The 14,125-nt window shown below is 38.7% G+C and carries 13 protein-coding genes; 5 read left to right on the top strand and 8 right to left on the bottom strand.

Annotation, left to right across the window (positions count from 1 at the left end; translation table 11 throughout):
- Positions 1–13: 13 nt before the first annotated feature.
- Entirely contained in the window at positions 14–505 is a 492-nt protein-coding gene (locus NDN13_RS17615) for an RcnB family protein (protein ID WP_251116374.1), read from the bottom strand.
- 179 nt (positions 506–684) lie between these two features.
- Between NDN13_RS17615 and NDN13_RS17610 the strand changes: the two genes are divergently transcribed.
- A complete protein-coding gene (locus NDN13_RS17610; protein ID WP_502799569.1) occupies positions 685–1,122 on the top strand; it encodes a hypothetical protein in 438 nt (145 codons plus the stop codon).
- An 84-nt stretch (positions 1,123–1,206) separates the two neighbouring features.
- On the opposite strand, the gene NDN13_RS17605 is transcribed toward NDN13_RS17610, so the two are convergent.
- The 4 genes from NDN13_RS17605 to NDN13_RS17590 form a co-directional block, all read right to left on the bottom strand.
- Positions 1,207–2,016: a hypothetical protein gene (locus tag NDN13_RS17605; RefSeq protein ID WP_251116372.1), complete on the bottom strand. Its 810-nt coding sequence runs from the start codon at positions 2,014–2,016 to the stop codon at positions 1,207–1,209.
- 25 nt (positions 2,017–2,041) lie between these two features.
- On the bottom strand, positions 2,042–3,505 hold the full coding sequence (locus NDN13_RS17600) for a phospholipase D family protein (protein WP_251116371.1): 1,464 nt from the start codon (positions 3,503–3,505) through the stop codon (positions 2,042–2,044).
- Positions 3,506–3,610: 105 nt separating this feature from the next.
- Positions 3,611–5,689, bottom strand: coding sequence for a zinc piracy TonB-dependent receptor ZnuD (znuD, locus tag NDN13_RS17595; protein ID WP_251116370.1), 2,079 nt, complete (start codon positions 5,687–5,689; stop codon positions 3,611–3,613).
- Between the two features lie 222 nt (positions 5,690–5,911).
- Positions 5,912–7,168, bottom strand: a complete 1,257-nt coding sequence (locus tag NDN13_RS17590) for an O-antigen ligase family protein (protein WP_251116369.1) — start codon at positions 7,166–7,168, stop codon at positions 5,912–5,914.
- A 202-nt stretch (positions 7,169–7,370) separates the two neighbouring features.
- Between NDN13_RS17590 and NDN13_RS17585 the strand changes: the two genes are divergently transcribed.
- The 4 genes from NDN13_RS17585 to NDN13_RS17570 all read left to right on the top strand — a co-directional run bounded on the left by NDN13_RS17585 (position 7,371) and on the right by NDN13_RS17570 (position 11,282).
- On the top strand, positions 7,371–8,141 hold the full coding sequence (locus tag NDN13_RS17585; RefSeq protein ID WP_251116368.1) for a DUF4184 family protein: 771 nt from the start codon (positions 7,371–7,373) through the stop codon (positions 8,139–8,141).
- 144 nt (positions 8,142–8,285) lie between these two features.
- Positions 8,286–10,067, top strand: a complete 1,782-nt coding sequence (aspS, locus tag NDN13_RS17580) for an aspartate--tRNA ligase (protein ID WP_004652455.1) — start codon at positions 8,286–8,288, stop codon at positions 10,065–10,067.
- Positions 10,068–10,189: 122 nt separating this feature from the next.
- The gene (locus NDN13_RS17575) at positions 10,190–10,411 is read left to right on the top strand and encodes a hypothetical protein (RefSeq protein WP_004802750.1); all 222 of its coding nucleotides are present in this window, start codon (positions 10,190–10,192) and stop codon (positions 10,409–10,411) included.
- A 4-nt stretch (positions 10,412–10,415) separates the two neighbouring features.
- On the top strand, positions 10,416–11,282 hold the full coding sequence (locus tag NDN13_RS17570; protein WP_251116367.1) for a lysophospholipid acyltransferase family protein: 867 nt from the start codon (positions 10,416–10,418) through the stop codon (positions 11,280–11,282).
- Between the two features lie 27 nt (positions 11,283–11,309).
- On the opposite strand, the gene NDN13_RS17565 is transcribed toward NDN13_RS17570, so the two are convergent.
- The 3 genes from NDN13_RS17565 to NDN13_RS17555 all read right to left on the bottom strand — a co-directional run bounded on the left by NDN13_RS17565 (position 11,310) and on the right by NDN13_RS17555 (position 13,806).
- Positions 11,310–12,116 (bottom strand): glycosyltransferase family 25 protein, encoded by an 807-nt coding sequence (locus tag NDN13_RS17565; RefSeq protein WP_251116366.1) that lies wholly within the window; start codon positions 12,114–12,116, stop codon positions 11,310–11,312.
- Positions 12,117–12,238: 122 nt separating this feature from the next.
- A complete protein-coding gene (locus tag NDN13_RS17560) occupies positions 12,239–13,012 on the bottom strand; it encodes a glycosyltransferase family 25 protein (RefSeq protein WP_251116365.1) in 774 nt (257 codons plus the stop codon).
- On the bottom strand, positions 13,009–13,806 hold the full coding sequence (locus NDN13_RS17555; protein WP_251118264.1) for a glycosyltransferase family 25 protein: 798 nt from the start codon (positions 13,804–13,806) through the stop codon (positions 13,009–13,011). Before NDN13_RS17555 ends, NDN13_RS17560 begins: the two co-directional genes overlap by 4 nt.
- Positions 13,807–14,125: the final 319 nt, after the last annotated feature.

Genomic DNA, 14,125 nt, shown 5'->3' with positions numbered 1-14,125 from the left:
AAAACATCAAAAATCAGCGAATAATCTCAATGGTAAAATTATCATCGGTCACCAAAAGATAACGTCCATCAACGACCACCCAATGTCTGCCACGTGGGGGTTCACGTAAGGAATAATAATCCCAGTCTCGAATCACATAGCGCTCGCTCCGAAACTCACCCGGTAATTCATTGCCCACTACAAAAGACTCACGGCGATAGCTACCGTCATATTGTGTGTCTGGATAATATTCGACCCGAACACCCGGTCGATGACTCGGATGAGGATAGTAGTTATTTTGATTGGGTTGATAGTAGTAACCTTTCGGTGGCGCTGTCGGTGTATAACGCTGATTTGAAAAAGCAAATGGGTCTTGTTCGGGCGGCTGATAGGCAGGAGTCGTCTGATGAGAGGAGCGACGTTCTACCCCACTATAGCCACTCCAAGCATTGTCGGCATAGCTCATCACTGGGAGATAGCTCAATACAGCTGCCAAGCCATAAATATAAGGTTGAAATTGCTTCATCGTGATCTCCCTAAAAGCAGAGTATCTGTCTATTTTAGAATAAAAAATAAGCGCAACTGTTGTAATAATATTTTTTCAGATTAGCTGTTGAATTCCCAAGATAAACAGCAGCGAGCTACAGCTCCGCCGAGATATGCTAAAATCATTTTTTTGGTTTTAAGGCAACATCAGTGGCTGAAATGAATTTTGATCGTCTCTATCAATTCTTCTGTAAAGTGCCAAGCGTGCAAGAAGCGCGTATTGTTGCACATGGCGCAGATGGTCAACACGCATGGTGGTTTAAATTCAATATTGATGTTGAACATCCTTTAGCATGGCAAACCGTTCAAGAACTTGGACATGTACTCAATTATTTATCCACCAATGAGCGTTTACCAACCCAGTTCTTCCCTGTGTCTCCACCACCCTATATGAACGGTGAAGCTAAAGATTTTTTGGCTTGGGTAATCCAGTGTAATCATCCAGAATTCACTCCAGATGTGGTCTGTGACTGGCTAGAAGCCCGCTTACCAAATCCTGTGGATGATAAGAGTCAGTGGAAAATTAAAACAGATTTAAGTGAACTCGACCAAATGGCTGATAAGGATTTAGATCAATTAATCCCGCCAAGCCCTTAATTTTTTTATTGAGGATGTAGGTCTTTCAACAAGCTGAATCGCAAATAAACATCCACATTCAGCTTGTTGAACTCTCGTTATGAATCAAGATAGGTCATAACCTAAATATTCTTGTGGGGATTCAGAATAAGGTAAAATCAGATAATTATTTTTTAAAATCAGGTCTTTCATTGCCTTTTGATGAGCAGAATCTAAAGGATAAATCAAAGCGAGATCCTGAATTAAATCTTCAATTTTTTCTGCATTAAAATCTGAGGTTTTAATCCATCCCAATAAGGCTGCTCCAAGTCCGATAAATTCGAAGCCATAGTGCTGCATTCTCTGAATCAGTGCATAATTCTCAAAGGGATCAAAATCACAAGAAAAATAGCCATTCGGTAGCATCGCCAGTTTTAATGCTTCGGTTTCAATATCAGCCACTTTTACTTCAATGACACTATCCAGTGAAATCAATAGATGCTGATTGAAATAAAGCAATGCTTCTAAGTCACTTTCATCATAGTGCTGCATTTTTTCAGCCAGGCTTTCAAAACGCTGCTGCTGTGCGGGATCCTTCAACTGATGAAGATAATGCTGCAATTGCTTTGGAACACAAACATTTTGATAGCTTTGCTCCCATCGTGGATCATCGACTTCAATCCCCTTGAGGTCGTCACTAAAAGCGACATACAAGCGCTCATCCTCGACCGCATGCATCGAGGTATATTTTGCTTGTGCAGCATCATCCAAAACCAGAAACACTTTTTTTGGATAAACATTCTGTTTAAGGGAGCGATAACATTCTAAGAGTTCTGCCCAACTTTGAATTTCAACGATATCTGCATAATGATTAAATTGATGTACCTCTAAATCAATCTGCTCATCCTGTCTGATATTCAGTTTAATTTTCGCCATTGCGTAGAACCCTCGTTATGCTGAATTAAAAAGTGGATAAGCCTGACCATTCCATAAAACGATAGATCCAGTATTTTACTTTTGACTCATCGGCATATTTTGCATAATCCACCGTGATTTGACGTGCCTTGGCGTTGGTCCATGCTGCATCAAAATACTGTCCCGCATCTTTAAACACAGGTGCTTGCGCAGCACCAATCACGCGCATGTCGGTTTCAAGATTATAATTTTTTAAATTACGCGCGGTTAGGTTAGCGGAACCGAGAATGATCTCCGCTTGCTGGGCGTCTGATTTAAGCAGCATTTTGCTATGACATTGTTCGCCACGGGTATCACACCAGCGGATTGGAATACCGACTGCATTCAGTTCCGAAGCCACTTGGCGATTGGGAATACCATTCTTTTGACGACCAAACGCATCTTTATTCGGGTCAAGCATAATACGAATGTTGACACCACGTTGTTGCGCCTGCTTGAGTGCATCAATGATATTGCGTTCTGATAAATAGAACATTGCCATATCCAGATGCTCTTTACTTTTCGCAGTCTGAATCATTTTTAAGACGGCATCGTAAATGGCTTTTTCAGTCAGCACTTGCACTTGTGGCAATGTTTTATCTTCGGCAAGTCCGCCCATAATCACAAATGGGCTCGAACCTTTGGACATATTGGCCACAGCTTGTTCGGTTTGCAACACATCAATCGCTGTTGGACCATCCACGACCAAGGCCACATTGCTATGATGTGAGCTACCATCATGCGGATTGGCCGAAGTTACTAAGCTTTTCCAGCCGTCAACCGTATCAACCACCAAGGTTTTACGATGATTGGCTTTGAAATTAAACAATTCCAGATAGCTACGCAAAGTAATTTTATCATTACCAAAGGGGCTACTTAACCAGCCACCTTCCGGGTTATTGCCTAAGTTTTGACAGCAGATATACCAGAGACCTGACCACAGCGGATTCGAAGCACGCAATGGTTTTAAATCGGTTTCGATGACATCCACACCTGCTTGGCGTAGTTGTAGATAGTGCTTTGGCGTTAACCCACCATAAACCGAATTAATCGGATCAGTAATCACCACCACTTCGACATTTGGATGCAAACGGCGCTTCACGATTAAGGCATCGGTGAGCTCTTGCATCAAAGGAAACTGTTTGACTGTCGACTTACCCACTTCCTGATTAAATAGGAACATATCCAGCACAATGGTACTCTGCGCCTGATCAATCAACTGGAAGACTTCTTTGAAAATATGCTGGTCCACTTGTTGCTGACCTTGCGCATCGATATAAGTCTGATCGGCTAAGAATTTCACATTGGCATGACGTAATTGCCCAGTAAAATCCAATCCCTTTGGGAGTGGTTTTACGGTGTGATAGATTGCCGAAGCAATGTATCCAATCGCAAAAATACACAATATGACTGCCATGTAACGTCGACCTGACCAGTTTAATTTTCGATGGATTCGTTGGAAGATACGCATATAAACAAAAAAAGCCCTAGCCTAATAGGTTAAGGCTAGAGCTTATGCTTTGATTTTTCAATGCTAATTTGGTGATCATTTAAAAAATCAAAATTAAATTTTCACTTAGAAGTTAAAATTCACTCCAACCGTGAAATTACGTCCAACTTGTGGAATCGTCGATAAGAACGATGCATGTTGATAGACTTGATCATCGAGCAAATTATTGGCATTCAGATAAACACGATAATCTGTAGCCTTACTATATTTACCTGTATATGCCACACCTAAATTCAGCATATTATAGCTTTGCGTATCTGTTTCATAAGCCGCAATCTTGTCTTGCTGGAACACATGATAGTATTCAGCTGAACCGCTAAAGCCATCGCCAAAGTCCGCATTCACTTTAGTCCCTAAACGACCTGCTGGAACACGTGGCGCATTTTCATTGTCGATTTTGCCACGTACATAGTCACCAAATACACCGACTTTATACATGTCTGTGACCTGATAACCTGCCTCTGCTTCAGCACCATAGAAACGTGCCTGATCTTGGGTATATTGCACCAAGCGGAAATCTTTATAACGGTCTAAAGTTTGGGCATAGATATAGTTATCAAACCAGTTGTGATAGACATGTACATGGTAATCAAACTTGTTATTGTCATAATGGAAACCGAGTTCCACATTATTGGATTTTTCTTTCTTCAATTGATCATTACCTAGCTCATAGGTATTGGTCGCGAAATGTCCACCATTGGCATAGAGCTCTTGCGCTAAAGGTAAACGCTCCTGATGTGAGGCAACCAACGAAAGTTTATAGTCTGGTGCAAACTCCCAGTTGGCAGCGCCAGAAACAGAAAAGGCTGAACCGTCGAAATCTTTTTTGCTTGAGTCATCAATATCAATTTTTTGTTTTTCTGCGCGTGCTGCCAGCTCAACATGGACATCATTAAATTGTGCATGCTCTAAACCAAAGATGCTCCACTTCTTCGTCGTATTGGGTGCCAAGAACGCTTCTTCACCGGTGAGTTCCAATTTTTGTTGACCATACTGGGTTCCAATCACCCCTTCCCATGGCCCAATTGGATTATGTACCAATTCTAAACGGCCATCATAACCCTTATTTTTAAAGCGAGTGGCAATGGTATCTTCTTCAATTTCATCATGTTTATAATCAGTATAGCTGGCTTGAGCACGTAACTTTTTAAAGCCTGCAAAGGGATCATTCAGTTCAGTACGTACATCATAACGCTCAGATTTCAGATCAATCCAAGGGCCTGCCTCATGTGCATGATCGTGGTCGTGATCGTCATGACCATGATCATGGTCATCGCCATCCTCGTGATTATGTTCGCCACAGTGTAAATGTGGACGTCCTGAAAGGTGAGCACTACAGCTCTCATATTCATGGCTATGTCCCGGCAGACCATATTTATCTTGGCGATTGCTATATGAAATTCCAGTAAAACCGCGATCATAAATCCAAGACAAACCGACATTTACCGTTTCACCTTTGGCAAAGGTATTACCAACACGACGTTCTCGTTCACCCTCATGCACATAGTCTGGCGCGATATAGTCATTGGCTTCACGATTTAAGCCCTCAACACGCAAGGCCACTTGATCACCTAAAGCTACCGTTACCCCAGCTGTTGCCAGTTTTTCATCACTGCCGGTGTTATAACGTAAACCCACATTCCCCTCATAACCATTTTCAGGCATTTTGGTTGGAATCTTGCTATCCGTCACATTCACCAAACCACCCACTGTTCCTGCACCAAACAACAAGGTAGAAGGTCCGCGAATCACCTCCACCTGCTGCGCAAGTGCCGGATCAACGGTCACGGCATGATCCGGAGATAGCGTTGAAACATCAATGTTTTCAGAAGAGTTTTGCAAGATCTTTACCCGTGGTCCATCTTGACCACGGATCACAGGGCGGCTTGAGCCCGCACCAAATTGATTGGAATAGATCCCAGGTTCACCGCTCAATGCCTCACCGATGGTGACAGCCCCATGTTGCAAGCGTTTTTGATCCACGACGGTATCGGCAACCGCAAAATCTTTCGATGTTTGCTCTAGTGGATGTGCTTTAATTCGTATTGTCTCTAAGCTTGTCACCTGCTCATTTTCTGCGGCAAATGCAGATACAGAGACAACAGCTAAAATAGATAAGGTCAAAATATTCTGTGGAAATGACATATCGGGTCTCGAATCAGTCGATCGTTGTTTTTGTTATATTATAACATTTCATTTATTTTGCAATAAAAAACAGTGCAACAAAGAACATTTGCTACACTACTTCTCCATGATTCAGTGAAGAAGTATTAGCATTCCAAGAAATGCTCTCACATATCAACCCAATTTTTGATAAAAAAAACCGACATTACCTCTCGATATGTCGGTTGAATTCTGCTTAACTGTTCAGAGCTTATCTTTATCTTTCAATATGATAAAGCTCATCAAACTAGCTGTTATAAAAAAGAATATATAAGTCACATGCGGAAAAAATAAATAATATTCTGTTAATCCACTCAAGAAAAATGAAAATACAAATAAGAATCCAGCAAGTGCCAAATTTCTAACCAATTCATTTCTGCTAAAAAATCGAGAGAAGAAAAATATCAATGGTGTAAACAATGAAATAATAAGCCCGATCAAACCGATCAAGCCATTAGCAGCGAGATCCTGAAAGAAAATATTATGCTTATGCTGAAAACAAATCGGTAAAGTGCCTCGTTCTGCAAGATGACATTGTTCTTCCTCAACACCATAAACACCAACACCTATAACAGGCTGCTGTTTAAATAGTTCAATAGCATTACGCCACATCACTAGTCTAGAACCTGTGCTGTTATTATAACTATGGTTTTCAATATGTGCCTTATCATTTTTAAAATCTTCGAAACGATTGAATACTGGCGAGTTTGGAATAATAGCATTGACAATCAAAAAAATTAAAAGCAGCACCCCACTAAACAGTAGTTTTTCCTTCTGAGTTTTATAATAAAATAGTATCAAAAATAACAATAAAAAAGGAACAATTAACCATGTCCCCCTAGAACCATGCAGTATAAAAACAAATAAATTTAGCAAACTTATAGTTGTTAAAAAATATGAAAATTTTGATTTAAAATAGAATGAAAAAATCAAAACCAAAATACTTAAAGAAACAAAAACAATATCATAGGATATGATCGGATTATAAAACTCTGCAAGCAATCCGCGGTCAAAATCGAGCTTAAACCCAACAATCCAACTATAGATCAGTAGAAAACTAATAACAATGTAAACAACATTAAAGAAAGTCTGAGTTTTAAAACCAAAATAATGATATATCGTTGGAAGGAAGCAAAAAGGAATTACCCATAGATACTGATTGACAATATTTTTATATGTTCTATATGGACCACCTTGAGGAATAACATCTAATCGATCAAAAAGATAATAACTCAAACTAAAAGTAAAAAAACTAATCAGACAGAAGATCATTAAGGGAGTATTCATGATTATTTTTTTATTTTTTAAAAAAACATAGACAAACATTATAGTATAAAAAATTGAAATATACCAAACTCTAAATTTCTCATTAAAAATATAATAAAAAAATAAAATCAATATTGTCAATGAAATGAGTTTTGCAGCTTTATTATCACCCAAAAAATTTAAATTATACCCCATTACAAAAACCAAACCTCATCAACATTTGCAAACGTTTAAATAATAAAAATAGAAAAATTCCATTTTTATTATTTAAACAAAAATAGGCGTACAACACAACACAAGCAAACCATGGAACGATAATCACTATTATGTACAAATTTTGTTATTTATTCTCACGATATTCGCGTAAGATCTCATTATCTATCTTACTTTTCTGATTATGCCTTTTACACTTTCTCATGCAGTCCTTGCCCCACCTTTATCTAAATTAAGTCAGGGTCATTTGCCTGTTGCAGCCTTGGCGATTGGCTGTATGACCCCCGATCTTTATCGATTATTTACGCAAGAAAATATTGCTTTAACCCACCAGTGGTCAGGCATCTTATTTCCGAATCTACCCATTGGATTATTTTTTTGCCTCTTGTGGTATTTAATCTATCGTCCTGTGACCTATCGCTGTCTTGAAATCAGACACCCTTTAAATATTCACTCACTGGATGATTTCATTTCTTTCAGCTTTCTCAATTGTCTAGCACTGATACTGGGGATCAGCACGCATTTGATTTGGGATGGACTCACCCATCTCGATTTCCGAACGTTTGCTTTTAAAGAAATTCTAGCTCAGAACATTTTATTATTAGGATTTAGTTATCCATTACATTTTATATTACAGATCGGGTCATCCATTATTGCTTTGCCGTTCCTCATAAGAATGTGCTGGCATTATTATAAAGCCCATCAACATCACGATCCCGTTCCAGCTAAACTCAAAGGATTTGTGTTGATCAGTATTATCCTTTCTATCCTTTATGGGCTGTTCTCAGTTTTAGACTATAGCCGCCATATCAGTGCTGAACTTTGGAACAGTGAACGCTATTTTTTTATTGGTAAATCAATTAATGAGTTTACACAAGCTGGCTTAACAGTCTTTACTATAGCTTGTCTCTTATTCTTATTTTTGGATCGTAAACACCATCTAAAATCATTTTAACAAAAAGCGTCTGTTTAAAATTCGCTTGAAAACATTAAGACTTGAGACTAGACGTTCAACAAGGCATAATCTCCCCTTCATTGGTGCTGCGCTGTTTACGCATTCACCTTCTACAGCCAATATAGTTTGGATAAATAATTCAATATGATGCGCACTCATTACTGTGGCTCTTTAACAGAAGCCCAAATCGATCAAACCGTGACTTTATGCGGATGGGTTCACCGTCGCCGTGACCATGGCGGTGTGATTTTCCTTGATATGCGTGACCGTGATGGTCTCGTACAGGTGGTGATCGATCCAGATACACCTGAAGCATTCGCAACAGCAGATAAAGCACGTTCAGAATTTGTATTAAAAATTACAGGTCGTGTTCGTCGTCGCTATGAAGGTACTGAAAATGCCAACATGGTGAGTGGTCAGATTGAAGTTTTAGGTAAAGAGATCGAAGTTCTTGCAGCTTCTGATACTCCGCCATTCCCATTAAATGACGAAAACACCAATATTTCTGAAGAAATTCGTTTGAAATACCGTTTCTTGGACATCCGTCGTCCAGAAATGTTAGAGCGCTTACGTTTCCGCTCTAAAGTGACCAACTTGATCCGTAACTATTTTGAAGATCATGGTTTCTTAGACGTTGAAACCCCAATCTTGACACGTGCGACACCAGAAGGTGCACGTGACTATTTAGTGCCAAGCCGTGTTTCAAATGGTAGCTTCTACGCGCTTCCACAATCACCACAATTGTTCAAACAGTTGTTGATGGTGGGTGGTATCGACCGTTATTACCAAATTGCGAAATGTTTCCGTGACGAAGATTTACGTGCGGATCGTCAGCCTGAATTCACCCAAATCGACGTTGAAACATCGTTCATGAGTGACGATGACATCATGGATTTAATGGAAGGCTTAACAGTTAAAATGTTCAACGAATTATTGAATGTAAAATTCGATAAATTTGAACGTATGACTTACGCTGACGCAATGCGCGACTATGCATCTGACAAACCAGATATGCGTATTCCATTGAAACTTGTTGACGTTGCAGACTTAATGCAAGACGTTGAGTTCAAAGTATTCGCTGGTCCTGCAAAAGATCCTAAAGGCCGTATCGTTGCTTTACGTGTTCCTGGTGCTGGTTCATTACCACGTAGTGCGATTGATGAATACACTAAATTCGTAGGCATTTACGGTGCGAAAGGATTGGCTTACATCAAAGTCAACGAACTTGAAAAAGGCATCGAAGGTCTTCAATCTCCAATCGTAAAATTCATCGAGCCAATCGTGCTTGATCTATTAAAACGTGTTGGTGCTGAAAATGGAGACATCGTGTTCTTTGGTGCGGATAAAGCCAAAGTTGTAAATGATGCGATGGGCGCACTTCGTGTGAAAATCGGTCATGACTTGAAGCTGACAACTTGTGAGTGGGCGCCACTTTGGGTTGTTGACTTCCCAATGTTCGAAGAAACTGATGATGGCAAATGGACTTCTGTTCACCACCCATTCACACTACCAAAATCAAGTGTTGAAGAAGTGAAGAGCAATCCAGGTGAAGCCCTTTCTGTTGCATACGATATGGTACTGAACGGTACTGAAATCGGTGGTGGTTCACTTCGTATCTATACTTTAGAAATGCAAAAAGCAATTTTTGAAGCTTTAGGTATTGGTGAAGAAGAAGCAGAAGAGAAATTCAGCTTCTTATTGAATGCATTACGTTATGGTGCGCCTCCGCACGGTGGTTTGGCATTTGGTCTTGACCGCTTGATCATGTTAATGACAGGTGCTTCTTCTATTCGTGATGTAATTGCATTCCCGAAAACCAAGACAGCTGAATGTCCATTAACACAAGCACCTGCACCAGTTGAAGCAAATCAATTGCGTGACTTAGGTATTCGTTTACGCGAAAAGCCAAAAGCTGAAGAAAAATAAACCTTGAGTTTATGAGTTAAATAAAACCCTGCTTCATGCAGGGTTTTTTATATTCGAGTTTTACTTTGCTAACATGTCCTCTAGTGGCATAATAGGCTGCTTTTTATTGAGAGGTCAGTCTTATGGCAATGCGTCCTGATGTACGTCGACATGCAATTGTACTTATTGTATTTTCACTTGCTCAATGGTTTTTCATGCGTTACATCTTGGCAAATGAACTCTTCAATATGGATACCAACCAACGTATTTTATACTTCTGTGTAAGTAGCTTGGCGGGTGCCTTACTTATTTTTGTCGCATTAATCTATATGGTCCTTAAAGGCAATGTAGATAAACAAGACTAAGATCATGTCGTTTTACACTACCCTACTTCGTATTCTCCCTTTAGCACTTTTGCGTAGTATCGCAAAAGTGGCAGCATACTTTATCAATCAAAATCCGAATAAAAGTATGCTGTGGAAAACCAGAGTCAACTTAGGGCTAGCCTATCCTCAACTTAGTCTAGAACGAAAAGAACAGCTCGCGAGAGAAAGCGTCACCAAACAATGCCTTAGCTATATTGAATCTGGTAAATGCTGGGCGATGCCACCTGAATGGAGCATCCAACAGATTCATACGGTACATCATTTGGACGTATTAACCGATGCGCTCAGTGATCCAAGAGGTGCACTAATTATTACCCCGCATCTGGGGACATGGGAAATGATGAATGCATGGGTACACCAATACGGTATTCCAACCATCATGTACAAACCCATGAAAGATTCTGGCTTTAATGCTTTTGCCTTACATGCGCGTCAGCGTCTTAACGCCACTTTAGTCCCGACTGATGCATCTGGTGTAAAAGCCCTGTTTAAAAATCTAAAGCAAGGTGGCTTCAGTGTAATCTTGCCCGACCATGTCCCAGACCCATCTGGTGGTGTCGTGGTTCCTTTTTTTGGAATTCCATGCCTGACCAGCACACTGGCCAGTAAAATGGCACAAAAAACCCAATGTCGCTTAGTCGGTTTAAGTTGCTTCCGTCGTGAAGATGGCGCAGGTTTTGATGTGTATTGTGATGATCTCAACGATCCAAAATTATATGATCGAGATATCGCAGTTGCCACAACCGCACTTAATCAAGCAGTTGAGCTAATGATCAACCGCTTTCCTGCCGAGTATATGTGGGGTTATAAACGCTTTCGGGGCGGAGAATCTGAATCTGCTTACAAATGAGTCATTATTGATTTCACAATCTTAAAACTATTTAAACTTCACTGTACGGTAAGCGGATAAATCCTTAAGTTTCAAAATTTGAAAAAGCAATCTTAAAAGCTCTCTTTTTATTTTAAGAGATAGACTCATTTTTTGCTTTTGTTGAAGTCGCGCAAGTTTTTCAGCCTGATGCCGAACAGCACGATCCTCTTCAAGATGGCTGCCAAAATTGTGATATTTATCGTGAAGATAAAAATCTTGCGCACAAATTGCAGGTGTCATTTGATACGCTTTATACTTCCCTTTTTTTACATCACAACCAAATAGGATATGATCTACAGGAACCAATTCTGGTAGATCTACAATCAGCTTAAGATAATGTTTAGCGGCTGCTTTTGATAAAATATAACCGGCCCCACCTAAATGCATCCCTTTCAGATGATATAAGCTTCGACCATTTTTTGATAGTTTCAAGAAAAAAGACAGATCAACTTTTTTATCAAAAGCTTCTAATTTGATAATGTGAACGTCATTTGGTATCCATGAAAAATCATTAAAAAAGCTCTGTATATTTTCGCCAAGATAGACATCATCTTCAAAAATTGCCATATACTCTAAGTCAAGATCAACAATCTTTTTCCACAACATAATATGACTTAACAAACACGCTACTTCACCTTTTGTTAAGCTTCCCTGTCGGGCCAAGTTAATCCCAACACTATTTGCTGCATCATCAGATGTAACTGGCGTAATAGCATTGTAAAAGCTGAAATCTACTAAATATTTTTTAAATTCCGCATTAATATGCTGTCTTCTCTCAATTGCAGAATCTAAACTAATAACAAAAACATTCACTTAGGAAACCATCTTATTTGAGAATAAACAGCAGAATTATACAATTAAAAAATATAAAATAAACTGCGTGTACGTCTTTACACTGTAAGCTAAAATCAATAATCCTAAAACAAGATGATAGATTAATGTTTATCAGTCACCATAAATTTTAGTTTAGTTTTATAAGGAAGTTCTTTCAATTGAGTCAAAAAACGCTTGAGCTCACGAAATAACTTTTGCAATCCTTTCACTTTAACTTTCTGTTTATTACGCCATTGAAGTGTGGTTTTAAACTTTTGATTATGTGGATTTAATAAATAGTCCTGCATACACAATGCTGGATTTAATTGATAGATTCCACATTCCCCTTGAGCAACATATTTTCGAAAAATGATCTGATCAACATGATCTAAAACGGGTTGTTCTTTCATATATTCAAGCAACACGATAGCTCCCTTGTAAGAGAGAATATAACCCGCTGCACCAAGATGTGGTTTTTTCAACCGTCTTAAACTAAAATCTTTCTCATCGAAAAGCTGCTTTTTTTCTAAATCCAAGATGACACTGGAATAAGATTTTTCGACCTTGACAATATCAACGCCCAACCAGTCTGATTGTGTTAAGAATAGTTCAGCATCATCCCCCAAATGAATATCATCCTCAAAGATTGCAATTGCGGGTATTTTTTCATCAACAGCTTTTTGCCATAAAGAAACATGACTTAATAAACATGCCAATTCATTTCTACTTAGATCACCTTGACGAAGTGAAAGGCCAATTTTTTCAGCTTGAGAATCTATTTGCGAAGGTTCAATCGCATCAAAAAAATGAAATGGAATTCCTTTTTTACCAAATTGTTCTTCAATATGTATTCTACGATCAGAAGCCGATTTTAAACTAATAACAAAATTTTTCACTTGAAAGTCACTCGACGAGCAAACAGTGTAATCTTCAATTGTGAGGTAATTCGAGATAACTCGACCAGAATTTTTTGTAAACCATTGGTCTTATTTGCATGCATTCTTTTCTTTCTTTCAGAGGTCAACTGGCTTTTTAGTTGAATACTGGTAGAGCGATAATGCAAGATCGTATCTTGAATGCATAATGCAGGCTGCATTTGATACATCATAAAGTTATGGTTTTTAACAGCATATTCAAACATAAAATTATCTAATGGAATGATATAGTCCATTTTATTAATTTCATTTAATAAGAATTTTGCACCCTGCTGTGACAAGATATAACCTGCTGTACCTAAGTTTTTCCCGATTAATTTATAAATTTCTCGTCCCTCTTGCGGGAATTCTTTACATTTGGCACCTAGAATTACCTTCGGGGTAAATGCTTCCAGTTTAATCAAATGCCAGTCTAGCTCAATCCAATCAGATTGATTTAAGAATTTATTAGCCTTTTCCCCTAAATGGATATCATCTTCAAAAATGGCCATGTATGGAATATTGTCATCGACAATTTTTTTCCATAAATGCACATGACTCATAAAACAGGCAAGTTCACCTTTGGCAATATAATTTTCGTGCACACTCAGCTTCATGGCTTGCGCATCAGATGCAGCAATATCAGGGGTAATGGCATCGAAAAAGCTAAACTCTATTCCCTGTCTCTCAAATTGAGATGAAATATGATTACGGCGCTCGATTGCGCTAGAGAGACTGACAACAAACTTTTTCATATCGGGATAGGAGTAATTCAGACAAATTAGGCGACATGCCTACAGGCGCTAAGAATACTTGTTTTTGATTATGATGTACATTATTTCAAGTGTGCTTGACTGTTGCCTAAGCTAAGCCCTTGTAAGTCATGGATAAGCATCAGTATTTCAGAAAATAGTTGTTTTTTCTTCTCACTGCTAAAATTTATTAGATTACAAAACGACAAAAGCGAATAAAATAAATCAAATAAAATCAATACGATAAAAAAAGATAAAATCCTTTTATTTATACGGTAAAAAACAAATACAACAAATTACTGACAAGAATACAAATTTGCCAAGCAGCATCCACGTCAAAAAA

It is taken from the genome of Acinetobacter sp. C32I, from assembly GCF_023702715.1.
Classification (GTDB): Bacteria; Pseudomonadota; Gammaproteobacteria; order Pseudomonadales; family Moraxellaceae; genus Acinetobacter.
The sequence above is the reverse complement of the archived record's forward strand: the minus strand, read 5'-3'. Positions and strand labels throughout refer to the sequence as shown.